The 21,957-nt window shown below is 53.7% G+C and carries 21 protein-coding genes and 1 rRNA gene; 12 read left to right on the top strand and 10 right to left on the bottom strand.

The features are described 5' to 3' along the window. The 3 genes from L1D43_RS19425 to L1D43_RS19415 all read left to right on the top strand — a co-directional run. Positions 1 to 204: ribosomal RNA gene (locus tag L1D43_RS19425) — 23S ribosomal RNA — on the top strand; the annotation flags it as partial. Between the two features lie 648 nt (positions 205 to 852). Then, entirely contained in the window at positions 853 to 1,107 is a 255-nt protein-coding gene (locus tag L1D43_RS19420) for a YkgJ family cysteine cluster protein (protein ID WP_239854138.1), read from the top strand. Positions 1,108 to 1,117: 10 nt separating this feature from the next. Next, positions 1,118 to 1,570, top strand: coding sequence for an Rrf2 family transcriptional regulator (locus tag L1D43_RS19415; RefSeq protein WP_041509744.1), 453 nt, complete (start codon positions 1,118 to 1,120; stop codon positions 1,568 to 1,570). A gap of 7 nt (positions 1,571 to 1,577) precedes the next feature. Here the strand turns inward: L1D43_RS19415 and L1D43_RS19410 are convergent, their stop codons facing one another. The 4 genes from L1D43_RS19410 to gpmM are packed head-to-tail and all read right to left on the bottom strand — an operon-like array spanning position 1,578 to position 6,278. Continuing rightward, positions 1,578 to 2,333 (bottom strand): divergent polysaccharide deacetylase family protein, encoded by a 756-nt coding sequence (locus tag L1D43_RS19410; protein WP_239854136.1) that lies wholly within the window; start codon positions 2,331 to 2,333, stop codon positions 1,578 to 1,580. 15 nt (positions 2,334 to 2,348) lie between these two features. Continuing rightward, entirely contained in the window at positions 2,349 to 3,554 is a 1,206-nt protein-coding gene (locus L1D43_RS19405; RefSeq protein WP_239854134.1) for a S41 family peptidase, read from the bottom strand. 35 nt (positions 3,555 to 3,589) lie between these two features. Next, positions 3,590 to 4,675, bottom strand: coding sequence for a peptidoglycan DD-metalloendopeptidase family protein (locus L1D43_RS19400; RefSeq protein ID WP_239854143.1), 1,086 nt, complete (start codon positions 4,673 to 4,675; stop codon positions 3,590 to 3,592). Positions 4,676 to 4,733: 58 nt separating this feature from the next. Further along, positions 4,734 to 6,278: a 2,3-bisphosphoglycerate-independent phosphoglycerate mutase gene (gene gpmM, locus L1D43_RS19395; protein WP_239854132.1), complete on the bottom strand. Its 1,545-nt coding sequence runs from the start codon at positions 6,276 to 6,278 to the stop codon at positions 4,734 to 4,736. A 241-nt stretch (positions 6,279 to 6,519) separates the two neighbouring features. Here gpmM and L1D43_RS19390 point away from each other — a divergent pair, with 241 nt between their 5' ends. From L1D43_RS19390 to mog, 8 genes are all read left to right on the top strand, one after another. Then, on the top strand, positions 6,520 to 6,954 hold the full coding sequence (locus L1D43_RS19390; protein ID WP_239854130.1) for a rhodanese-like domain-containing protein: 435 nt from the start codon (positions 6,520 to 6,522) through the stop codon (positions 6,952 to 6,954). Between the two features lie 207 nt (positions 6,955 to 7,161). Beyond that, positions 7,162 to 7,650 carry a protein-export chaperone SecB gene (gene secB, locus L1D43_RS19385; protein ID WP_239854129.1) on the top strand — a complete coding sequence of 163 codons (489 nt, stop codon included), beginning with the start codon at positions 7,162 to 7,164 and terminating at the stop codon, positions 7,648 to 7,650. Positions 7,651 to 7,656: 6 nt separating this feature from the next. Beyond that, entirely contained in the window at positions 7,657 to 8,676 is a 1,020-nt protein-coding gene (gpsA, locus tag L1D43_RS19380) for an NAD(P)H-dependent glycerol-3-phosphate dehydrogenase (protein ID WP_239854128.1), read from the top strand. A 384-nt stretch (positions 8,677 to 9,060) separates the two neighbouring features. Continuing rightward, on the top strand, positions 9,061 to 10,245 hold the full coding sequence (locus L1D43_RS19375) for an NAD(P)/FAD-dependent oxidoreductase (RefSeq protein WP_239854126.1): 1,185 nt from the start codon (positions 9,061 to 9,063) through the stop codon (positions 10,243 to 10,245). A gap of 283 nt (positions 10,246 to 10,528) precedes the next feature. Then, on the top strand, positions 10,529 to 11,431 hold the full coding sequence (locus tag L1D43_RS19370; protein ID WP_041509753.1) for a diguanylate cyclase: 903 nt from the start codon (positions 10,529 to 10,531) through the stop codon (positions 11,429 to 11,431). A 13-nt stretch (positions 11,432 to 11,444) separates the two neighbouring features. Then, the gene (locus L1D43_RS19365) at positions 11,445 to 12,407 is read left to right on the top strand and encodes an ABC transporter substrate-binding protein (protein WP_239854124.1); all 963 of its coding nucleotides are present in this window, start codon (positions 11,445 to 11,447) and stop codon (positions 12,405 to 12,407) included. A 3-nt stretch (positions 12,408 to 12,410) separates the two neighbouring features. Beyond that, on the top strand, positions 12,411 to 15,527 hold the full coding sequence (locus tag L1D43_RS19360) for an ATP-binding protein (RefSeq protein ID WP_239854123.1): 3,117 nt from the start codon (positions 12,411 to 12,413) through the stop codon (positions 15,525 to 15,527). A 173-nt stretch (positions 15,528 to 15,700) separates the two neighbouring features. Next, positions 15,701 to 16,234, top strand: coding sequence for a molybdopterin adenylyltransferase (gene mog, locus L1D43_RS19355; protein ID WP_041509755.1), 534 nt, complete (start codon positions 15,701 to 15,703; stop codon positions 16,232 to 16,234). Between the two features lie 93 nt (positions 16,235 to 16,327). On the opposite strand, the gene L1D43_RS19350 is transcribed toward mog, so the two are convergent. Continuing rightward, the gene (locus L1D43_RS19350; protein WP_239854121.1) at positions 16,328 to 16,507 is read right to left on the bottom strand and encodes a hypothetical protein; all 180 of its coding nucleotides are present in this window, start codon (positions 16,505 to 16,507) and stop codon (positions 16,328 to 16,330) included. 114 nt (positions 16,508 to 16,621) lie between these two features. Between L1D43_RS19350 and L1D43_RS19345 the strand changes: the two genes are divergently transcribed. Beyond that, the gene (locus tag L1D43_RS19345) at positions 16,622 to 17,629 is read left to right on the top strand and encodes a helix-turn-helix domain-containing protein (protein WP_239854119.1); all 1,008 of its coding nucleotides are present in this window, start codon (positions 16,622 to 16,624) and stop codon (positions 17,627 to 17,629) included. A 98-nt stretch (positions 17,630 to 17,727) separates the two neighbouring features. On the opposite strand, the gene L1D43_RS19340 is transcribed toward L1D43_RS19345, so the two are convergent. The 5 genes from L1D43_RS19340 to L1D43_RS19320 all read right to left on the bottom strand — a co-directional run bounded on the left by L1D43_RS19340 (position 17,728) and on the right by L1D43_RS19320 (position 21,902). After that, on the bottom strand, positions 17,728 to 17,988 hold the full coding sequence (locus tag L1D43_RS19340; RefSeq protein WP_239854117.1) for a hypothetical protein: 261 nt from the start codon (positions 17,986 to 17,988) through the stop codon (positions 17,728 to 17,730). A 162-nt stretch (positions 17,989 to 18,150) separates the two neighbouring features. Further along, entirely contained in the window at positions 18,151 to 18,399 is a 249-nt protein-coding gene (locus L1D43_RS19335; protein WP_239854116.1) for a hypothetical protein, read from the bottom strand. Between the two features lie 59 nt (positions 18,400 to 18,458). Continuing rightward, entirely contained in the window at positions 18,459 to 19,592 is a 1,134-nt protein-coding gene (locus tag L1D43_RS19330) for an ABC transporter permease (RefSeq protein ID WP_239854141.1), read from the bottom strand. After that, positions 19,592 to 20,326, bottom strand: a complete 735-nt coding sequence (locus L1D43_RS19325; RefSeq protein ID WP_239854114.1) for an ATP-binding cassette domain-containing protein — start codon at positions 20,324 to 20,326, stop codon at positions 19,592 to 19,594. Before L1D43_RS19325 ends, L1D43_RS19330 begins: the two co-directional genes overlap by 1 nt. After that, positions 20,319 to 21,902 (bottom strand): alpha/beta fold hydrolase, encoded by a 1,584-nt coding sequence (locus L1D43_RS19320; RefSeq protein ID WP_239854113.1) that lies wholly within the window; start codon positions 21,900 to 21,902, stop codon positions 20,319 to 20,321. The genes L1D43_RS19325 and L1D43_RS19320 overlap by 8 nt, the downstream gene beginning before the upstream one ends. Between the last annotated feature and the right edge of the window lie 55 nt (positions 21,903 to 21,957).

Here is a 21,957-nt window from a genome sequence, read left to right as displayed (position 1 = left end):
TGCCAATGGCATTGCCCGGTAGCTACGTTCGGAATCGATAACCGCTGAAAGCATCTAAGCGGGAAGCGAGCCCTAAGATGAGTCATCCCTAGACCTTTAAGGTCTCTAAAGAGCCGTCCGAGACTAGGACGTTGATAGGCAGGGTGTGTAAGCGTTGTGAGGCGTTGAGCTAACCTGTACTAATGACTCGTGAGGCTTAACCATACAACCCAAAAGGGTTTCGTACGATGGTTACTGAACTAATTAAGTGAAGAAGCCACCTGAATAAGGTGGCTTTTTTGCGTTTGGGGTTTATGAAATTATCGGGTACCCTCTCGAAACCACCTTAATTAAAGTCAGGTGGCTTATTCACTTATGTAGGCATGAATGCCTACTCCCGACGTCGCCCCACCGCTGAGCGGGTTCTCCGGCTACGAAGCATAGCTTCTCCGCGTTCAAGTGAGGCTAAATACTGCGTATTTAAAGCGCCTCACTTTCACCCCCATGTGAGAGAGAAGGGAGTTAGTTCTGATGTCTGGGTCGAAGCTGGTCATGACAGGCGCCTAATTAAACTCTACATGCAGCCAAAAGCTATTCATGCAGTGTGGCAGTTTATTGTTCCATTCATAGACTGCATTTCCGTTATCCTTGGCGGTTAGGTTCCTCAGCTCGCAGCCTATCTGGTTCGCGCTGCAGACATCCGTGTGAGAGCTGATTGGTTGCCGAATTTAACTACATCTGCACAAGATTCTCACAGTGAAACCTAGGTTTTTATCTCTTTTACTATTAGGTGGGGCTAATCTTTATGAGATCTCAGAATAATGCTGTGATCTTAATGGCTAACAAGCTACACAAATATAGGTATAATGCCGTATGAATTGTCGTCTAGGATGTGGTGCTTGCTGTATAGCGCCGTCGATCACCAGCCCTATCCCTGGCACGCCTGAAGGCAAGCCTGCCGGCGTGCGTTGCATCCAGTTAGATGAGCAGAATCTTTGTAAGATATTCGGTCATCCTGAGCGCCCTGCGCTGTGTGATCGTTTTATTGCCGAACCAGAGGTCTGCGGTTCGACGGCAGAAGAGGCACTTTGGTTGATTACATCTTTAGAAGCGGCGACGCAGTCTTAGAAGGTAGGTTATGCAGTTAACTCGTTATACAGATTTTGGTATTCGTACGTTAATGTACTTGGCCTTATCGCCAGAGAGAGAAACCCTGTTTAGAATCGCAGAGGTCACCGAGGTGTTCGATCTGTCGGCTAACCATGTGTCTAAGATAGTGCATCATCTTGGCAAGGAGGGTTATTTACAGACGGTGCGTGGTAAGGCCGGTGGTTTTAAGTTAGGTAAGCCGGCGGACCAGATCAACATTGGCGTCCTGGTGCGCACGCTGGAAAACTCGCTCTCGCCTATCGATTGTAGCAAGCCCTATTGCCGCTTCTCGCCTGCCTGTCAGCTTAAGGGCGTGCTCGCCGAAGCGGTTGATGCCTATCTTGCCGTGTTAGACAAATACTCATTGGCCGATGTCGTCAGTAATCGTGACGAGTTAAAGGCCTTACTACCGGATCTTTCTATTCCGGTTTTAGAGCTTTAACCTCGCCCTATCTTAAATGTACCTTGTCGCTGGCCGCGGGTTCCTTCTGCGCGAGGCGATAAGGCAGCAGCCTGGAAGTATTCACTAAGGTGATCCCCTCTTCTGTAAGACGAGGCAGATTCGCCTTTAAGAAGCTGATGGTCTCGGGATAGGGGTGAGCTATCACTATGAGTTGCCCTTCCTTATGTGCCTTCTGAATCAACTGATTAAATTGTCTCTCCAGAGCCTGGGCTGATACATCGTTATCTAAGAAGAGTTGTCTTTTCAATAAGGGAATGCCCTGCTTGTTGGCTGCGGCACTCGCCTTGCTGTACCTGGTGGTCATGCTATCGACAAAGTAGTTATCTTGCTGCTTAAGGCTTTCCATTAACCAGGTCATGGGGTCGTCGAGCTGTGTCAGTAGGCTGCCCATATGGTTATTGACGCCTTTGGCGTAGGGAACACTCTTGAAAGCATCCTCGATAGCCTGCTTGAGAGACTGTTCGCTCATCTGATTGGTCAGTCCGCCGGGGCCCATCTCCTTGCCATTCAAAGCCTGCATAGGCAGGTGCAGCATGATCTCGTGGCCCTTGTCGTGGGCGATGGCGGCAAGCCTTTCTCCCAGAGGAGTATGGGGCAGTACTGAGAGGGTGATATTGCTAGGCAATGCCAGCACCGCCTCGTCGGTCTGACGATAACCTATGTCGTCAATGATAATGGAGACCTGGGCGGCGAAGCTATGTGGTGTGGTAAGTAAGACAGCTAATAAGAGTAATAAGCGCACTATTTTTGTTATTCATTAACTATTTGTTTTTATCCATGAGATCGCCGATTCGATAACCCTATCGTGGGCGCTATCATCATGGGGTGATTGCTCCTCGATTATAGGCATACTTTGTCCGGCAGTCATAGTCTCGCCAGGGATATTTATATCCGGCTTTATGCCGATGGCATGTATGTCTTTGCCTTTTGGTGTGGTGTAGTGGGCTATGGTGAGCTTGATGGCATTGCCCTCGATAAGCGTGGGGATCAGGCTCTGCACCGTGCCTTTACCGAAGCTCTTTTCGCCGATTAGCGTGGCACGCTGATTTTCCTGCAGCGCCGCGGCTAGCACTTCTGAGGCCGAGGCCGACCCCTTATTGATCAATACCGTGAGCGGCAGCTTGGAGAACATAGTCTGCGGCGAGGCGAAGTAGTCTGAGTTGGCATCAAAGAAACGCCCCCGGGTGGAGACGATACGCCCCTTGGCGAGGAAGATGTCGGCTATCTTGATTGCCTGATCCAACAGGCCGCCTGGATTGTTGCGTAGATCCAGTATCAGGCCTGTGACAGGCTCATTTTGCCACTGGGTCAGTAGCTTAATGAGATCTTCGGTGGAGTCATCCTGAAAGCTGGAGAGCTTGATATAGCCGATGCCGGTGTCGAGTAACTCGCCCTCTACCGAATTGACATCGATAAGACTCGGGGTCAGGGTGACGTCGAACAGCGCCTCCGAGTTGGCGCGGCTCAGCGAGAGGTTGATGGCCAGATTATGCTTACTATGGAACTTGATCTCCTCCAGCACATTGTCGAGTTGCTTGGCTGTTACCGTTTCATTGTTGACTTTGACGATGCGATCCCCGGGTTGAATCCCAGCGTTGGCGGCTGGCGAGTGGGGAAATGGGCTGATGATGGTCACCTGGTTCTGCTCTGTGGCTATCTCTATGCCGAAGCCAAAGTATTCCCCCTTGTTGGCATCCTTGATATCGGAGAAGGCCTGACTATCGAGGAAGTTTGAATAGGGGTCCAGCTTGCTGAATACCCCTTCTATGGCCGCCTGGATAAGATCTTCCTGGGAGATCTTGTCCACATAGTAGGTTTCTACCGTGCTGATGATGTCGATGAGGAGTGGGTAGTTGACCTTGGGCTGGTATTCTTTGGCATTCTCATGGCCAAACAGTGTGATTGAGAGGCCTAGGGTGAGGCCCAGGGCGACACAGGTGAAATAGCGGATCATTTGAGACATGGACAGGCCCCCCATAACTCGGGGTCGTTGTCGCGTTATCGTCTACAGTATCTCGCAGGATCGACCGCTTGCCCCTTATGCCTTACCTCAAAGTATAGGCCAGGTTCTGTTTGTCCACCCGAGCGTCCGACCAGCGCTATAGTTTCCCCTTTCTTCACGCTGTCGCCGGCGTCTTTAAGCAGTGTCTGTGCGTGGCCATAGAGGCTCATATAGCCCTTACCGTGATCGACGACCATCACCATACCAAAGCCTCTGAGCCAGTCGGCGTAGATCACCTTGCCCGAGGCGATGGCGTCGATCGATTGTCCTTCGGGGGCGGCCATCATCACGCCCTTCCATTTTACTTCGCCTGAGCGTCGACTACCGAACCCGACGCGGATGCGTCCCTTGGTCGGCCAGTTAAGTTTCTGACGGCTGGAGAGGCCTTCCATGCTGGGGTTGTCTTTCATGGCTCTCAGCGCCTGTTCGACGACCCGCTTCAAGCTGGCTTCCTCTATCTGCAGCTGTTCCAGCTTGGCACCGTGTGAGTTGAGGGTGCGCTCTATCTGTTTAAGGGTCTGCTGACGCTGATTTTGTTCTTGGGTGAGGGTCTTGGCCTGCTGTTGCTGATTGAGGATCAGCTCGTTGAGCTTGGTCTGCTGCTCCTTCTGCTCTGACTCGATGGCCGTTAACTCGTTCATCGTCTGTTGCAGCTGCTTAATGGCGTCCATTCTCGCCTTGTTGAGAAACTGATAGTAGGCGAGCAGTCTCTCTATGGTGGCTGGACTCTGCTGATTGAGCAGCATCTTAGTGTAATCGTGGTTGCCCGCCAGGTAGGCGCTGGCTAGCTGATTGGATAGTGTCTTCTGTTGCTTCTGCTTGAGGGTATCAAGCTCCGCCTTGCGGTCGTCTAACTCGGCCAGTTTCCTGTCGGTTTGTGCCAGAGAAGCCCGGGTATTGGTTATCTTCTTTGCCGCGGCGGCGATCGCCTGCTCATCTTTTTTCAGCAGAGAGATGAGTTTCTCATGTTGGCGACTGGTGTCTTTCAGGGCCGACTGTTGGTTGCTTATCTGTTTCTGGATCGCTTCGAGTTCGGATTGACGCTGCTTCAGGTCTGATGCCTGCGCAGTACAAGAGAGCATGATAAAGCCAGCAAGTATGCTGGCTTTATAGAAACCGGAACGTTTAAGCAAAGAGTTGTTACTCGCTTAGGGTAATGATTGAGTGCCCTGTCATTTCTGATGGCACGCTTTGTCCCATCAAGGTTAACATGGTTGGCGCTAAATCACTTAATCTTCCGTTTGGCGAGATTTCACCCTTGCGTCCTACATAGATGAGAGGCACGAGTTCGCTGGTGTGGGCGGTATGGGCCTGGCCAGTTTGCTCGTCGGTCATCTGCTCGGCGTTACCATGGTCGGCGGTGATCAGACACTCGCCATCTACCTTGGCCAAAGCCTCTACTACACGGCCGATACAGGCATCGACTGCCTCACAGGCCTTGACGGCGGCGTCGAAGTTGCCGGTATGACCTACCATGTCACCGTTAGGGTAATTACAGATGATCACGTCATACTTGGTCGACTCGATGGCTTCTACCAGCTTGTCGGTCAGCTCGGTCGAGCTCATCTCTGGCTGTAGATCATAGGTGGCGACCTTAGGCGACTGGATAAGGATTCTGTCTTCACCCTCAAACGGCTCCTCTTTACCACCGTTGAAGAAGAAGGTGACGTGCGCGTATTTCTCGGTTTCCGAGATACGCAGCTGTGTCTTGCCGCTGTTTTGCAGCACTTCGCCCAGGGTGTTGACCAGATCCACCGATGGATAGGCGATGGGCGCCTTAATGTCGGCGGCGTATTCGGTCAGCATGACGAAGTTGATCTTAGGGCTTACCGCGCGTTCGAAGCCGTCGAATGCTTGATCGACGAAGCTGCGAGTGATCTGGCGGGCGCGGTCGGCGCGGAAATTCATGAAGATCAGCGCGTCGTTGTCATTGAGCGTGGCGACATTTCCATCAGCATCTGTGATGGCCGAGCTGCCAACGAACTCGTCGTTTTCATCACGGCCATAGGCCGCGTCGAGTGCTGCAACGGCATCTTGATACTGGTGCAGTGCCTTGCCCTGGGTGATCAGTTCATAGGCTTGAGAGACGCGATCCCAACGGTTGTCTCTGTCCATGGCGTAGTAGCGGCCGATCAAGGAGGCTATACGACCTGTGCCTAGCTTGGCAAATAGTTCGTTGAAGACTTCCAGGCTTCCCTTGGCGCTTCTCGGTGGTGTGTCACGACCGTCGAGGAAGGCGTGCAGATAGACCTGCTTGGCGCCGCGCTCAACTGCCATCTTACACATGGCCTGGATATGGCTTTCATGGCTGTGTACGCCACCGGGTGATAGCAGACCCATGATGTGTACTGCGCCATCGGCAGCGATGGCCTTGTCGACGGCGTCGACAAAGGCGGGGTTGGTGTCAAACTCGCCGTCTTCAATCGACTTACCGATACGGGTCAGCTCCTGGTAGACCACGCGGCCTGAGCCTATGTTGATGTGGCCAACTTCTGAGTTACCCATCTGACCGTCGGGCAAACCGACATCCAAACCCGAGCCTGAGATCAGGCTGTTAGGGTATTCTTTGTTGAGGCGATCGAGGACAGGAGTGTTGGCGTGATATACCGCATTCATGTGGGTATTTTCACGGTAACCCCAGCCATCGAGGATCAGCAGTGCCAATGGGCGTTTGCGTGTCGTCATGGTGGTACCTATTAACGTTAAAAAGAAAACTAGAATTCTGAAATTGGATAAATATTACTACGTACAGGGACGATCAAAAAGTGATTTACACCGATAGCACTCATCGAGCCCGTCACAATTTAAGGGATCTCTCAATATCGCCCCTCTGTAGGGGGTGAACAACATGCTGCAATCTGCCGGAACAATCGGTTATACTCTCTGCCCAAACAGTCTCTCAAGCCACAGAAGTAGGCCGAAAACTATGCAAGAATATATCGAATTTTTTAAAGCCAACCCAATGTTGAGTCTCGCCTGGGTGGGCTTGTTTGCAGCGCTTATCGTGAGCGTTTTTAAGTCTAGTATCTCAAAAGTGAAAACAGTAGATCATCAGCAGGCGACCTTGTTAATTAACAAGCAAGACGCCAAGGTGGTCGATGTACGCTCTAAGGAAGAGTTTAAGAAAGGCCATATCGTCGACGCGATTAACCTGCCTTTGGCGGAAATTAAAAATAATAAGACATCTGCCCTTGAAAAGTTTAAAGCCAGTCCCATTATAATGGTATGCAATGCAGGGATGACCTCGTCGCAAGCGGCTCAGTTGATGGTGAAAGAAGGCTTTGAGTCTGTTTATAACCTCAAGGGTGGGATGAGCGAATGGCAACAAAATAACTTACCGGTTGCCAAAACCAAAAGATAACCCACACAAAGTTTGCTTTTATTAAGCTTCTTTGATTAGAGTGTCATCTCTTATAAAAAATGGCTTAAATCGCCCATCTGGTGAGATTTAAGGAAATACTAAAATCGGGATGGTGGCTGAGATCTAGATTAGGACTCGAGTAACAAAGGCCCTGAAGATGATTCTCCTCACGGAATGAATCGAACAAAATTGATTAGGTAGGAAATTATGGCTGAAGCAGTAAATAACGAACAACAGGGTCCACAGTTCAACATTCAACGTGTTTACACCAAGGACATCTCTTTCGAAACGCCAAACAGCCCAGCTGTTTTCCAGAAAGAGTGGAACCCAGAAGTTAAGCTAGACCTAGACACTCGCAGCGCTAAGCTGGCCGACGATGTGTATGAAGTTGTCCTGTCGCTTACTGTGACGGCTAAAAACGGTGAAGAAACTGCTTTCCTATGTGAAGTTCAGCAAGCGGGTATCTTCGCTATCTCTGGTCTGACTGAGCAGCAACTGGCTCACTCTCTAGGTGCATACTGCCCTAACGTACTGTTCCCATACGCTCGTGAAGCGGTTGGTAGCCTGGTTTCTCGTGGCACTTTCCCACAACTGAACCTAGCGCCAGTTAACTTCGACGCCCTGTTCGCGCAATACGTGCAACAGCGTCAGGCGCAGGCAGAAGCTGCCGGTGAAGCAGCAGAAGCGAACGCTTAATTACGCATGAACAACACTGCCGATATAACGGTACTGGGGGCGGGCTCTTATGGCACCGCCCTTGCTATTTCTTTAGCCAGTAACGGACACAAAACCCTGATTTGGGGCCACGAGCCTGAGCATATCGAGAACCTAAAAAGGGATCGATCCAATGAGGCGTTTCTGCCCGGTATTCCGCTGCCGGATCTTCTTATCCCCGAAGCCGACCTTGCTACCGCGTTAGCCGCCTCCAACAATGTGTTGGTGGTCGTGCCTAGCCATGTATTTGGCTTGGTGCTCAAGCAGGCTAAGCCGTTGCTGCGTAAAGATGCTCGCATCGTCTGGGCCACCAAGGGTCTGGAGCCGGAGACGGGTCGTCTGCTGCAGGAAGTGGCTCGCGAGATTGTAGGTGACGAGTATCCGCTGGCGGTATTATCGGGCCCGACCTTCGCTAAAGAGCTGGCGGCAGGCTTGCCTACCGCTATCTCGGTTGCCGGTACCGATGAGACCTTCACCAATGATCTGGTGGAGTTGCTGCATAGTCCTAAACGCCTGCGTGTCTACGCCAATGATGACTTTATCGGTCTGCAACTTGGCGGCGCGGTAAAGAACGTTATCGCCATCAGCGCGGGCATGTCGGATGGCATCGGCTTTGGTGCCAACGCCCGCACCGCACTGATCACCCGAGGCCTGGTGGAGCTATCACGTCTGGGTGAAGCCATTGGCGCTCAACCTTCTACCTTTATGGGCATGGCGGGCCTGGGTGACCTGGTGTTGACCTGTACCGATAACCAGTCTCGTAACCGTCGTTTCGGTTTGGCACTGGGTCAGGGTAAGGACGTCGATACCGCTCAGGCCGAGATTGGTCAGGTGGTCGAGGGTTATCGCAACACCAAGGAAGTCTATACCTTGGCTAAGCGTCTGGGTGTCGAGATGCCGATCACCGAACAGGTGTATAAGGTGCTTTACCAGGGCGGCACGCCACACGAGGCGGCTAAGGCACTGTTGGCGAGAGATAAAAAGTCGGAGACCACTGACAACGAATAGTGGCCATCGGCGACTCATGCTAAAAACAACAAAGGGTGCTAAAATAGCGCCCTTTTTTATACACGGATGTATTTATCCCCGGTGGCCAGGCCTTTGATGTTCCCTACATCAAATGGTACTTCCTTCATCCATGAAGGTCAGCGGACAAAGAGGGGATTTGTACATGGCCAAAAAATGTTCCTGACATTTTTAGGCATTTCCCCCGTCCGTGGGGGTCAAAGTTTTATCCCCGGGGGCCACGGATGAACAAAGAGGGGATTTAACACGGCCAAAAATGTTCCAGACATTTTTAGGCATTTCCCCCATCCATAGGGGTCAGAGTTTTATCCCCTGTGTTTTGGGGCTGCGTTCGGTAGCTATTAACTTGTTTGAGGCGGTATTTAAGTGAAACATCATGACGTGATCATTATCGGTGCGGGCGCGGCGGGCCTCATGTGCGCGGCGACGGCGGGTTATCGCGGACGAGACGTTCTGGTGTTAGATAACGGCAAACAGGCAGGGCGCAAGATATTAATCAGCGGCGGTGGCCGCTGTAACTTCACCAATCAGAAAGTGGAGCCGGCTAACTTTATCTGTAGCAATCCCCACTTCGTCAAGTCGGCGCTGGCTCGCTACTCGTCGCAGGATTTTATCGAGTTGGTCGAACGCCACGGCATCGAGTATCACCAGCGCGATCATGGCCAACTGTTCTGTAACGACTCGGCCAAAGAGATAGTCACCATGCTGCTGACCGAGTGCGAATGGGCCGGGGCTCAGGTACAGTTGCGCACCGATATTCTCTCTATCAATAAGCAAGATGATGGACGCTTCATGCTGGAGACCAGCAAGGGGGAGTACAGCTGTGAGTCCCTGGTGGTGGCGACGGGTGGGCTGTCTATGCCAAAGCTTGGCGCCTCACCTTTTGGCTATCAGATTGCCGAGCAGTTTGGCCTCAAGGTGTTGCCGACTCACGCCGGCCTGGTGCCCTTTACTTGGCACAGCGATCAGAAACAGAAATTTGAGCCGCTCTCTGGTATTGCGGTGCCCAGTACCAGTACCGCCAAAGATGGTACCCAGTTTAGCGAGGCGCTGCTGTTTACTCACAGAGGCCTGTCGGGACCGGCTATCTTGCAGATCTCCAACTACTGGCAGCCGGGGGAGAGCATCTCGATTAACCTTCTGCCCCAGCTCGACGCCGCCCAGGCCTTGAGCGAGGCACTCGACAAACATCCTAAGCAGAGCCTGCGCAATACCCTGTCGCAGTGGCTGCCTAAACGCCTGGTAGAGGTGCTGTTTGACGAGGTGCTGTTGAATCTGGCACTCAACCAACTGGTGCATGCTCAGCGTGATCTCATCGTCGATAGTCTTCATAACTGGCAGCTCTTGATGAACGGCACCGAAGGCTATCGCACCGCGGAAGTTACCCTGGGGGGAGTGGATACCAACGAGCTTTCGTCAAAAGATATGCAGAGCAAGAAGGTGCCCGGACTCTACTTTGCCGGCGAGGTGATGGATGTCAGCGGCTGGCTCGGGGGCTTCAACTTCCAGTGGGCCTGGGCATCTGGCGTCGCCGTCGGTCAGGCGGTGTAGCTAAGTAATTATGATACTAGCTACGAATAAGGCTATGACTGGGCCCAGCAGGGAACTGCGTCTGTCATCGATTTAACTTACCGCTGCTAATCGCTATTCGTTTCAAAAGGGCCTGTTGGCCCTTTTGTCTTTTCGCTTGCATTTTTTGGTTGTCAGTTTCGCCGACATCTGTGATGTTAATGGTGGGATTTAGGGACGAAAAAATCCTTTCTGCTACACTTAAAAATAGCTCTATCCAATTGAAACATTGCGGCTAATTGCTCTTGGTTGATTAGGGGATTGCATGGAAGAACAATCTGTAGTGCTGGTGGTTGATGATGTGAAGACGAATGTCCTGATCATGAGGCAGTGTCTCAAGGATATGTTTCAGGTCTGGACCGCCGACAGTGGAGAGGAATGCCTCAGGGTTGCTAGGCAGAAACCCGACATTATCTTGCTGGATGTCCTGATGCCCGGCATGGATGGCTACCAGGTATGTCGTCAATTGAAGGCCAACCCCGAGACGGCCGAGATCCCCATCATCTTCGTGACCGCTAAAGATTCGGATGAAGATGAGCAGAAGGGGTTAGAGATAGGGGCGGTGGACTATATCACCAAGCCGATCCGCCCGGCGATCGTACGCGCTCGCGTGAATACTCATATCCAACTCAAGCAGCACAGCGACAAGCTAAAATTTATGGCGCTGCACGACCAGCTTACCGGCCTCTACAATCGTCATTTCCTCGCCGAACGGGCTGCCCAAAGCCTCTCCAGCATGGTGCGACATCAGGGCGAGCTCTCCATCGTCATGCTGGATTTGGATCACTTCAAGAAGATCAATGACTTTAACGGACACCACATTGGCGATCTCGTGTTGCAGGCGGTTGCCAAGCTGTTGCAGGAGAGCTTTCGCAAGGAAGATGTGGTGGCGCGCATGGGCGGCGAGGAGTTTGTGATCTTGATGGAGTGCAACTTGGATATCGCCAGAGAGAAAACGGAAGATGTGCGTCGGCATTTGGCACATCTTAATCCCATGGGACTCGAGGTGACTGGCAGCTTCGGCGTGGTGACCGCTAATCCACAGAATGCCGATCTATCCCATCTGCTAATGTTGGTCGATGAGGCCGTATATAAGGCCAAGGCCGACGGGCGTAACTGCGTAGTCTGTTATCAGGACGGCGCCTACCTGACGGTAGAACATGACTAAGGAAGAATAAAAAATGATTAAGGGAATCATTTCGGGGCTATTACTGCCACTACTCGCCATGCTCATGGTCGGCTGTGGGCCGAAAAAGGTCGAAGAGGCTGTCACTATCGCCATTAATCCCTGGCCCGGGTATGAACTTCTCTATCTGGCGAAACAGAAGGGTTTCTATCGTCAGGTGGGGGCAAACATTGAATTGGTACAGGTGTCGACCCTGTCAGATGCTCAGCGCGCCTACTTAACAGGCCATGTGGATGGTTTTGCCAGCACAATGATAGAGGCGATTCAGGTGGCGCCGCTGGGAGGCAAGCCGATAAAAATAGTGTTGTTGGCCGACTATTCGGATGGCGGCGATGTGATCATCGCGCCCACTTCAATAGAGAATATGCAGGCACTCAGGGGGCAGACTATAGGCTGTGAGGTCAGCTCCTTAGGCATCTTCGTGTTGGAGCGAGCCCTTCGCCAACATCAGATGCAGTTAGATGATGTGAATGTGATTAACGTCGAGCAGGGGGCAGCGGTAAGCGCCCTGGCCTTAGGTAAGATCGCGGCCATGGTGACCTATCCTCCCTATTCGGTGGAGATACAGTCGAGCGGCGATTATCTTCAGCTGTTTTCCACCAAGGAGATCCCCGAGGAGGTGTTAGATACCCTGTCTATCTCCTCCAGCGTACTGGCGGAGCATCCACAGCTGGTGGATCAGATCCATCAGGCATGGCAGCTGACCTTGGACTATATGCGTCAGCATCCCGAGGAGGCCATGGCCATCATGGCCAAGCGTGAAGGCCTGCAGGTCGCCGAGTTTAAAGAGGCACTGGCGGATCTCAAATTGCTCAGCAGTGAGGAGCAACACAAGCTGTTTGCCCAGAGAGATAAGTTGACCCAGCTTGGCTATAGTGTCTGCGAAACCTTAGTCAAGATAGGGGCGATCGAGTCCGACTGCCTCCACGTCGACAACCTCTTCTACCAGGTGCCTTAGTCTATGTGGCGTCACTATCGAGACAAGATAGCCCAGGGCATTGTCTACAAGCTAAATTTGGCCACCTTAGTGTGCGCCTTGATCATCTCTGGGCTGATCGCCCTCTATTACTATGACGAGATGACAGAGCGCACCGAGCATCAGGTCGATTATGAAATTGCCCAGGTGTCCGTGTCGCTGCGACTTGCCCTAGAGGCGAGTACCGACTTTAGCAACATGCGCCGAGTGGTCAACGGCTTGGCCGCCCAGGGGAGTATCAAGCGTCTGGTGCTGTTCGATCCCCGTGAGGAGCAGATAGTAGCCGATAATCTGGGGCAGCATCTGGGAAGTCCGCTGTCAGGCAGTCTAGAGCCCGAGCTGGTGGAGATCATCCGGCGGGTCAGCGACAAGCTGAGCGCCAAGGAGGTTTGGCGTCAGGACAGCATAGTGCATCAGGTGCAGCAGGTGTACCTGATCTCCCCCGAGCTACAACGCCTCAGGGCCTATGTACTTTACGTCAGGTATGATGCAAGCGAGATTGAGGCCTATAGTTTCGAGGAGTTGATTCACTATGTGGGCATTCTCCTGCTGGGTTTTGCCCTGTTGTTGACGGTCAATCTCTATGTGCAGCACAAGGTGCTGCTGGAGCCTATTCGACGCATTCAGCGCCAGATAGAGACCTTCGGCGGCCAGAAAACCATACGCCTGAATAGCGACGACGAGTTCGGCATGCTGGTGAACAGTTACAACGAAGCCGTCAGTGCGCGCAATCAGAAGCAACTCGAGTTACAAAAATCGCGGCGCTATATCGACAATATTACCAATGTGATCCCCATTCAGTTGGCCTATGTGGATGCCCAGAGTCGTTATCGTTTCATCAACCAACATTATCTGCAGTGGCTCGGCAAGACGGAGGCGGAGGTGTTGGAGCAGACGGTGGAGGCGGTGCAACCCGCCGATGTCTATCAGTTGGTGAGGCCCTATCAGCGCGGCGTGCTGGAAGGCAAGAAGCAAGTGTTCGAGGTGGAAACCTTAGATGCGGATCAGGCGCCCAGATTTTTTCATATTACCTATGTGCCAGACATGGGCGATGATGGCACGGTGGAAGGTTACTTCATCTGTGTGGAAGATCTGACCCGGATGAAGCTCAACGAACGCAAGATCGAATCCTATGCCCAGGAGATGGAGTTCAGCAACTGGGCCTTGTCTGAGGCGCGCGAGAAGGCCGAAGTCGCCGCCAAGACCAAGGAGGACTTCCTCGCTTGCATGAGCCATGAGATCCGCACCCCGATGAACGGCGTAATTGGTATCTTGGGCTTGTTGGGCGAGACTCAGCTGTCGCCGATGCAGCAACGTTACGTCGACGTGGCCTCGGTCAGTGCCGAATCCCTACTGTCTCTGCTCAACGACATCTTGGACTTCTCCAAGATAGAGTCGGGTAAATTTGAGATTGAGGCGATCGAGTTTGATTTGGTGGAGCTGGTGGATCTCTTTGTGCAGTCCGTGGCGCTCAAGCTGGAGGAGCGTAATCTGCCCCTGTTCGTGGATATCACCCAGCTGCAATACCGCTACGTGGTTGGCGATCCCAGTCGCTTGCGGCAGATCCTGGTGAACCTGGTGGGCAATGCCATAAAGTTCACCGAAGAGGGTTGGATCACCCTAAGGCTTGCCAACGCCTTGGAAGAGTCGGGCGAGGTGAAGTTCTCCTGTGAGGTGGAAGATACCGGCATAGGCATAGCCAAAGAGAAGTTGGCTATGCTGTTTAACCCCTTCATTCAGGTCGACAGCTCGACTACCCGCATGTTTGGGGGAACTGGGCTCGGCCTCTCTATCGCCAAGCGTCTGTGTGAACTGATGCGAGGGGATATTCAGGTCAGGAGCCAGCAGGAGGTGGGGAGCATTTTTAGCTTTACCCTGACGCAACAGTTGGCGGACCGACATGAGGCTAGCGATTGGCGTAACGGTTTGGCGCCAGAGCGGGTGACCCTTATGGGGCAGCAGGGTGCCTTTGAGCGCATGCTGGGAGAGCTGCTGAGTAGCTGGGGGGCCAAGGTGGGCTACCTCGAGCCCGACGAGGCGATTCCGCCATCGGATCTGCTCATCTACAGTTTTACTCCTGCGCAAGAGGCCTTCGAGGATGAGTTAAATCGGTGGCGTCAAATGGATGAGCAGCAAGAAGCCAAGGTATTACCCCTGCTCTCCTATTGGCAGCAGATAGAGTTCGAGAAGCGTGATGCCAGGGTGCCCCATCTGGGTAAGCCGTTAAACATTCGCCAGTTGATCCGCGCCCTGTCGGATCAGCCCGATGACGAGGCGCCCGAGTCGGTCGTTGAGCCCATGGTCGAGATTTCCATGTCAGACAAGCCCAAAGTGCTGCTGGTGGAAGACAATAAGGTTAACCAGTTGGTGGCCCTGGGGATGCTGCAACAACTTGGGGTCGAGGCCGATGTCGCCGCCAATGGCCGTGAGGCCCTGGCGGTATTGTCGGCGCAGCAGGGGAATCCCTATCAGTTGATCTTGATGGATTGTCTCATGCCTGAGATGGATGGTTTTCAGGCGACGGCGGCGATTCGCGAAGGGCAAGGCGGCAGTCAGTTTTGCGCCCTGCCAATCATAGCGCTGACGGCCAACGCCATGAAGGGCGACAGGGAACACTGCCTGCGGGCGGGGATGGATGACTACCTGACTAAGCCGCTGGTGCTTGAGGGGCTTAAGAAGTGTCTCTATCGTTGGTTCTCTCTGAGCCAGCAAAACTATGAGGCGACATTGGGTCATGAGCCGGATAGCGAGCAGGCACATGTGCCCGTCGAGGTGGCCGATAGCCTGTTCGATCGCGAGAGTGTTCTGGCACTCATGTCGGGAGATGAGGCGCTGCTGGACGAGGTGTTACAGGTGTTTGATGATGAGATGCAGAAGTATCGCCAGGCATTTCTCGATGGCATAGAGGCCGCCGATTGTGACGCTATCCGTACCAGCCTTCACGCCGTAAAGGGGGCTGCCAGCAACCTGAGCATGACGGCGCTGGTGGAGCTAGCTCGCCAGTTGGAGGCCGATGCGCGCCGCGGCGATCTTCAGGTGATAAAGGCCAGTCGCGAGGCCTTTCTGGCATTACTCGAGGAGACCTTGGCATGTTGCCGTTAGTCTAGCTAGGGTTTTCGCTCCCAGTTTACCTTAGCTTGCTAATATTCGACATCTGTCTCATTTTTATCTCTTTTGAGCCACTTTAGCGATAAGCAAAATATGTTATTTTAGGGCGCAACCCTGGCGGGGCGCTTTGCGCCGCGCATGACCCAACACCTAAAGGATAAAGTGGAATGGCAAAAGCAAAGATAGGCATAGTCACCGTTAGTGATCGCGCCAGCGCCGGCGTATACGAAGATATTTCCGGTAAGGCAATTATCGAGGTGTTGGGCGAATACCTCACCTCAGAGTGGGAGCCTGTCTACGAAGTCATTCCCGATGAGCAGCCAGTTATCGAACAGACCCTGATTAAGATGGCCGATCAGCAAGATTGCTGCCTCATAGTTACCACGGGTGGCACTGGGCCGGCCAAGCGCGACGTGACCCCAGAGGCGACAGAGGCGGTGTGCGATCGTATGATGCCGGGCTTTGGTGAGCTGATGCGCGCCGAGTCGCTTAAGTTTGTGCCGACCGCCATCCTGTCTCGTCAAACCGCTGGCCTGCGCGGCGACAGCCTGATCGTCAATCTACCCGGTAAGCCTAAGTCGATCCGCGAGTGCCTAGATGCCGTGTTCCCGGCAATTCCTTACTGCATCGATCTGATGGAAGGCCCCTATCTCGTGTGTGACGAGTCGGTGATCAAGCCCTTCAGACCAAAGGCGAAATAAGCCGATTTGTCGTCACAGAAAGGCCCGGCGTTTGCCGGGCTTTTTTATGCTTTCGCGTTATGCATCCGTGTGGTGCCCAATTGTGAAGATGAGTCACACGCCCCTGCGGATGATCTGGTGTGCGCTATAGGCGCTGAATAGCAGCAGGCTGGGGATGGCGATGAAATGGGCGAAGAGGTTGGGCTGAGTAGTAAAATGCAGCCACAACAGCAGGGTCCAGCTAACCCCTAAGTAACCCAGGCTCAGTATCAGGTGTAGTGTGCGTGTGTTCATTTGCCAGTTCCTTGTCTTTGCAATGTGCCCAGTATAAAAACTCGACAAACGGTCAAAAAGTGTCATTATTGACAAAGTTGAGGTGATAAGTGACATCTTGAGAGAGGGGACGCGATGAAGACAATCATGATTTTGGCGGCGGGCAATGTGGTGGCTGGCGGCATAGTGGGACTCATAGATGTGTTCAACTTTACCAATACCCTGTATCGCAGGCTGAACCCCGAGGTCAGCCAAGATCTGTTTCATTGCCACATCGTCTCTGGCGATAGCCAGGCGATCACCACCAACCAAGGATTTCAGCTGGCGGCGATGGAGCTGAAAGATGAGACCCAGTTGCTCGAGGCCGATGCCGTGATAGTGGCTTCCTCCTTAGTGACCAATAAGGCGGAATTTAAGCAATATGCTCAGGATTTCTCGCCGCTGCTTGGGCCGCTTAGTGCCTATGCCCAGACGGGCAAGCCCATCGCGGCCTATTGCTCTGGCACCCTGATGTTGGCGGCATCCGGGTTACTGGATAACAGACGGGCCACCACTGTCTGGTGGCTGTCGCAGATGTTCGAGCGTAACTTCGCCAGGGTCAATCTTTGTATGGACTCTCTTGTGGTGTCCGATGGTCAGTTTCATACAGCGGGGGCGACCACCTCGAATCTGAGTCTGGCCCTGCATCTGGTGGGGCTGCTGGCGGGTGAGGGGCTGGCGCAACAGATGGCCAAGATTTTGCTGATAGATCCTAACCGCAGTTCCCAGCAGCCCTTTATGACCATGGCGATCACGCCTCAGCAGCATCAAGATGAGCTGGTGGGCAAGATTCAGCAGTGGATGCAGTCCAATTTAGATAAAAACTGGTTGCTCGATGAGATAGCGCAGAAGTTTGCCCTGGGTAAGCGCACCCTCATTCGCCGTTTCAAGAAGGCGCTTAACGAGACGCCGGCCAGCTACATGCAGCGTTTGCGGGTCGATGAGGCCAAGCGGCTGCTGGAGACCACAGAGTTGGCCCTGGAGCAGATTGTCGAGCGGGTCGGTTATGAAGATGTCAGCTCCTTTAGAAAGCTGTTCATCCAGCTGACCAGCCTCTCCCCTAGGGCTTATCGGCAGAAATTTAATACTCACAGTTGCTGCTAAGGTTGGCTGCTTTAGACTGTTTGTTCAAGGCTGTTAGCTGTTAGCTGTTAGCTGTTAGCTGTTAGCTGGAGGCGGGTGCTTAGGGCGTCCACCTTAAGTTAGTGGGTATCTTTGAGGTGTTTATCCAGATAGGCCTTTAACTGAGCGTCACTCTCTTTCCTCTTCTTGCGTTCATGCTCGTCCATGGCGTTCATCACCTGACGCTGGCACTCCAGGCGGTTATTCTCCCGCTGCAGCGGATTGGTGGCGTGGTCGGTCTGGGCATCACATAGGGCGCTGGCGCAGCCAGATAGGTTGGTTAGGCTAAATAGTACAAACAGGCCAAGGAAAGTGTGTTTGATGGCGGTATTGGTGGTCATATCGTCTCTGATGCAAGGTTTATATAGCGATTTGTCTTAGCTCGCCATTATAAAACCATTTGCCATCCTGAGTACAAGTAAAAACCTTATCGATTAAAGGGGCTTTGTTAGCCCCTTTAATCGATAAGGCCTGTAACTAAGACCTGTATCTAGTATCAGTCGTTAGGCATTGCGATTTAGCGCGACAAACTCCTGCCTAAGCTGATAATCGCTGTCGGTGACGATACGCTCTAGAACGCTGACGCGTTCGGCTAATCTTTGATTTTCCTGTTTCAGGCGGTCCATCTCATCTGTGTTGCGAGGCGTCGATCTGCGTCTGTCTAGCCTGAGGCGATGTTTATACAGTTCGCTCAGACTGGTGGCGACCACCATTATCAACATGATGATCATGACGACTTGTTGCTTATCCATAGCATGCTCCTTAAGTGGGCCTCCTGACGAAGGCCCCTTCTAGTGAAGTTTCGTGCGGGTTAGAGTCCGAAGACGATTTTCTCGCTCTTCAGTGAGCGCTCCATGCCGAAGGCTAGGGCTAGAGCGATGACGAAGGTGATGGCACTGGAAAGCACCAGCTGCATCATGGGGATCTCCTTGCCCTTGATGAAGGCGATCAGCGCCTGCATCTGACCCGAGACTGGCAGCCACTGTAGCGTGTCGGGCGCTATGTTGTAGCTCGCCGCCATCGACAGCATCATGGGCACGATCAGCACTATGGTGAGGTAGGACTGGGCCTCTTTGAACGACTTGGCCATGAAGGAGACAAACAGCTGCAGCGCCGCTGCCATCAGGGCGATGGGTAGGCCGATCGCCAGCATCAACAGGATAAAGTCGATGTTGATGTTGACCGAGAAGCCCAGCTCCTGCCAAGGCACGAAGCCGTAGGCGAGCTTAGAGATCACTAGGGTGAGGATCAGCCCCAACATGGCGAAGATGGTCACCGCGGCGACCTTGGCCAGCACGATATCCCGGGTGGATACCGGATGGCTGAGCAGCAGGGCCAGCGAGTTGCGTTCGCGCTCACCGGCGCTGGTGTCTATAGCCAGATTCATGCCTGAGATAAACACCGCATAGACCATCATGAAGATGGCGACGCCTAAGATCATCCCGCCCTTAGAATCTGAGGTGGCCTGATCTTCTACCTTGACCTTGATCGGCTGCATCACCTTGGGGTCTATGCCGCGGGCGATCAGTCGCAGGCTGCCCATCTCGGCGCTGTATTCTTGCAGTGCCTTCTCTAGGCGACGGATAGAAGATTGTAGCTTCTCGTTGGAGTTGTCGGCGATCAGCACTATCTCGGCGGCCTGACTCTTGGCCATGTTGGCGGCGTAGTCTGGGCTGATGACAAGCTCTATCTCCTTGCGATCGGCCTCATCACCCTGACTGATCTCGTTGCTGGCGAGATACTTCACCAGATCCGGTGCGCGCTCGCCGTGGGTGATGGTGATGTTAAGCGCCTCTGGGCTGGTGATCTGACTTATCAGGATCATAAACATGCCGCACATCATCAACGGCGCGCCGATGGCGTAGTAGAGGCCGGCCATGACGGAACGTTTGTCTCTGGCGGCATCGGTCAGCTCTTTTCTGACCATGGTAATGATTGAACTGATCATGCTGCGATTCCCTCGTCGGTACCGATTAGCTGAATGAAGGCGTCTTCCAGTGAAGCCTGGCCCGTCTGTTGGCAGAGTTCCTGTGGGCTGCCGACGGCGACCACGCGCCCCTCGGCCATGACGATGACGCGATCGCACAGGGCGGCAACCTCCTGCATCACATGGCTGGAGAAGAGTACGCAGTGACCCGCCTGCTTGAGATCCTTCAGCAGGTCGCGCAGTACCCGGGTGCTCATTACGTCCAGGCCACGGGTGGGTTCGTCGAGTATGATGTTGGTGGGCTCATGCACTATGGCCTGGGCCAGCGCCGTCTTCATCCTTTGTCCCTGGGAGAAGCCCTTGCACTTGCGATCGGCAATGTCATTCATATGCAGCTTGCAGAGCACCTTGGCCGAGGCAGCCTTGGCCTGCTCGCGGGAGAGGCCGTTTAGCTCGGCGAAGAAGCGGATATATTCTCTCGGTGTCAGGCGTTCATACAGGCCGAAGGGATCGGGGAACAGGCCCAGCTGCTGCTTGGCGGCCACCGGCTGTTTGGCGACATCTATGCCGTCTATTTCGGCGATGCCCTGATCGGGCTTGAGCAGACCAAACACGGTACGCAGGCAGGTGGTCTTGCCCGCGCCGTTGGGGCCCAGCAGGCCGGTGATCTGGCCGTCCAGGGCCTCGAAACTCAGATCATTCAGTGCCTGCACCTCACCGATCCGCTTAGATAAATTTGATACCTTAATCATGGTGTGCTCCTTGCTGCTTGGCGTCACCGAGAGAGGCCTGGCTAGTAGTGGCCTGGCTGAGATTGCTCTGACTGATTTTGTCCTGTGGGATGGCCTCAACCGTGTTGGCGTTGAGGTAGAAGTTACGGCTGATATCTTTGCTCAGGCACTCCTGTGAGAGACCGTCGATGCTGCCGCTGCTGATCAGCTCGGCGATTAGTGTGTTGGCGCATGACTGATAGGCCACGCCGTGGGTCGCATAGGGGGCGACGAAATGCTTGGCATTGGTTAGCTTAGCCATAGCAAGCTCGCCCCAGCTGGGTGGCGTCGCGGGATCTATCTGTCCCGACAACACTAGCGTGGGTAGGTTGCTGGTAATGGGCGCGGCAAAGCTGGCATCGGCCGCCGGGATATGCCAGATAGGACAGCTCAGGTCGAAGGCTTTAAGCATCTCACGGCCGAAGTAACTCTGGCCTATCTGCTGACGCTCGTCCTTACTGAAACGGTGCCAGTCTTCGCCGCAGACCACGGCCGAGTGCATACCGGCGGCTATGCCTGTGCTGTTCACCGTGAGGGCATACAGCCCCATGATGGCCTGATAATTTCCCTCTGCCGCCTGATGGATAGCATGGGGCAACAGGGCCCTGACATTGGGCATATAGAGCGCCATGCGGATGGCGCCCATAAACTTGGCGCGGGTCATGGTGAGTTGGGTCGGCGCATTGGTGAGGGGATCGCGGGTCTGGCTGATCTGAGGTCCCTGGCTGAGCAGTGCCTCTACCTGTTCGAGCTCCGCTTTGAGATTAGGGAACTCTTGATGACACAGGGCGTTGCCTTGGCAATCCTGGAGCAGCAGGTCAATGGCGCGGCTGATGGCATCGCCGATATTAAGCACGCTCTGCTGCATGGGCACCACACCGTCCAGGGTCACAGTGGCCAGGGCCTCTGGGTAGTGACGCATATAGAGCTGGGCCATGCGGGTGCCGTAGGAGATGCCGTACAGGTGCAGCTTCTGGTAACCCAGGGCTTGCCTGACCGCCTCGAAATCTTTTAGCGCTGTCTCGCTACCATACTGACTGACATCGGCATCTATCTTGGCTAGACAGTCCTTGGTCTCGGCGGCGATATCCAGCTCGTCGTCGTTGAAGGCCAGGCCTCCCTCGAAGCCTGCGCCCTCGCAGGTGAGTTGGTTGGAGAGGCCGGTACCGCGCTGGTCGATCAGCAGGATATCTCGCTGCTGGCGCACCTTGGTAAAGATCTTGTCGAAGCTGGCGGCGTTATCTATGGCAGATTGGCCCGGGCCGCCGGCGATGGCTAGCAGTGCTTCTTTCTCGAAACTGGGTTTGATGGCGGGCAGGATCAGATAGTGGATCTGTATCTGTTTGCCCTGGGGCTTAGCGTAGTTTTCCGGTACCCAGATGGCGCCGCAGCGCAGACGATCAGGCAGATCGTCTACATAACAAGATGTCGGCTGGCTATCTTGCTGATCTGCTTGTTGAGCGTCTGCCCAGGTGGGCTGAGATAATAGCAGTAGCGCCAAACAGGCGGGCAGGAGTAGCGCTACCAGCCGCTGCTGCCGGGTGAATCTATTGGCCATCAGTTTAACCTCTCCTTGAAGCATGATACCTATTCCTTAGTTGAAATTTACCGTA

Origin of the sequence: Shewanella sp. Isolate8, from assembly GCF_022398495.1 — a bacterium.
Classification (GTDB): Bacteria; Pseudomonadota; Gammaproteobacteria; order Enterobacterales; family Shewanellaceae; genus Shewanella; species Shewanella aquimarina.
This window is presented reverse-complemented; position numbering and strand designations above follow the sequence as displayed.

Coding starts and splice junctions, on each gene's coding strand:
- L1D43_RS19335 (WP_239854116.1), bottom strand. CDS start 18,399: ATGGATAAGCAACAAGTCGTCATGATCATCATGTTGATAATGGTGGTC.
- secB (WP_239854129.1), top strand. CDS start 7,162: ATGGCTGAAGCAGTAAATAACGAACAACAGGGTCCACAGTTCAACATT.
- L1D43_RS19420 (WP_239854138.1), top strand. CDS start 853: ATGAATTGTCGTCTAGGATGTGGTGCTTGCTGTATAGCGCCGTCGATC.
- L1D43_RS19390 (WP_239854130.1), top strand. CDS start 6,520: ATGCAAGAATATATCGAATTTTTTAAAGCCAACCCAATGTTGAGTCTC.
- L1D43_RS19415 (WP_041509744.1), top strand. CDS start 1,118: ATGCAGTTAACTCGTTATACAGATTTTGGTATTCGTACGTTAATGTAC.
- L1D43_RS19340 (WP_239854117.1), bottom strand. CDS start 17,988: ATGACCACCAATACCGCCATCAAACACACTTTCCTTGGCCTGTTTGTA.
- L1D43_RS19400 (WP_239854143.1), bottom strand. CDS start 4,675: ATGCTCTCTTGTACTGCGCAGGCATCAGACCTGAAGCAGCGTCAATCC.
- L1D43_RS19360 (WP_239854123.1), top strand. CDS start 12,411: ATGTGGCGTCACTATCGAGACAAGATAGCCCAGGGCATTGTCTACAAG.
- L1D43_RS19325 (WP_239854114.1), bottom strand. CDS start 20,326: ATGATTAAGGTATCAAATTTATCTAAGCGGATCGGTGAGGTGCAGGCA.
- L1D43_RS19365 (WP_239854124.1), top strand. CDS start 11,445: ATGATTAAGGGAATCATTTCGGGGCTATTACTGCCACTACTCGCCATG.
- L1D43_RS19405 (WP_239854134.1), bottom strand. CDS start 3,554: ATGTCTCAAATGATCCGCTATTTCACCTGTGTCGCCCTGGGCCTCACC.
- gpmM (WP_239854132.1), bottom strand. CDS start 6,278: ATGACGACACGCAAACGCCCATTGGCACTGCTGATCCTCGATGGCTGG.
- L1D43_RS19350 (WP_239854121.1), bottom strand. CDS start 16,507: ATGAACACACGCACACTACACCTGATACTGAGCCTGGGTTACTTAGGG.
- mog (WP_041509755.1), top strand. CDS start 15,701: ATGGCAAAAGCAAAGATAGGCATAGTCACCGTTAGTGATCGCGCCAGC.
- gpsA (WP_239854128.1), top strand. CDS start 7,657: ATGAACAACACTGCCGATATAACGGTACTGGGGGCGGGCTCTTATGGC.
- L1D43_RS19345 (WP_239854119.1), top strand. CDS start 16,622: ATGAAGACAATCATGATTTTGGCGGCGGGCAATGTGGTGGCTGGCGGC.
- L1D43_RS19320 (WP_239854113.1), bottom strand. CDS start 21,902: ATGGCCAATAGATTCACCCGGCAGCAGCGGCTGGTAGCGCTACTCCTG.
- L1D43_RS19370 (WP_041509753.1), top strand. CDS start 10,529: ATGGAAGAACAATCTGTAGTGCTGGTGGTTGATGATGTGAAGACGAAT.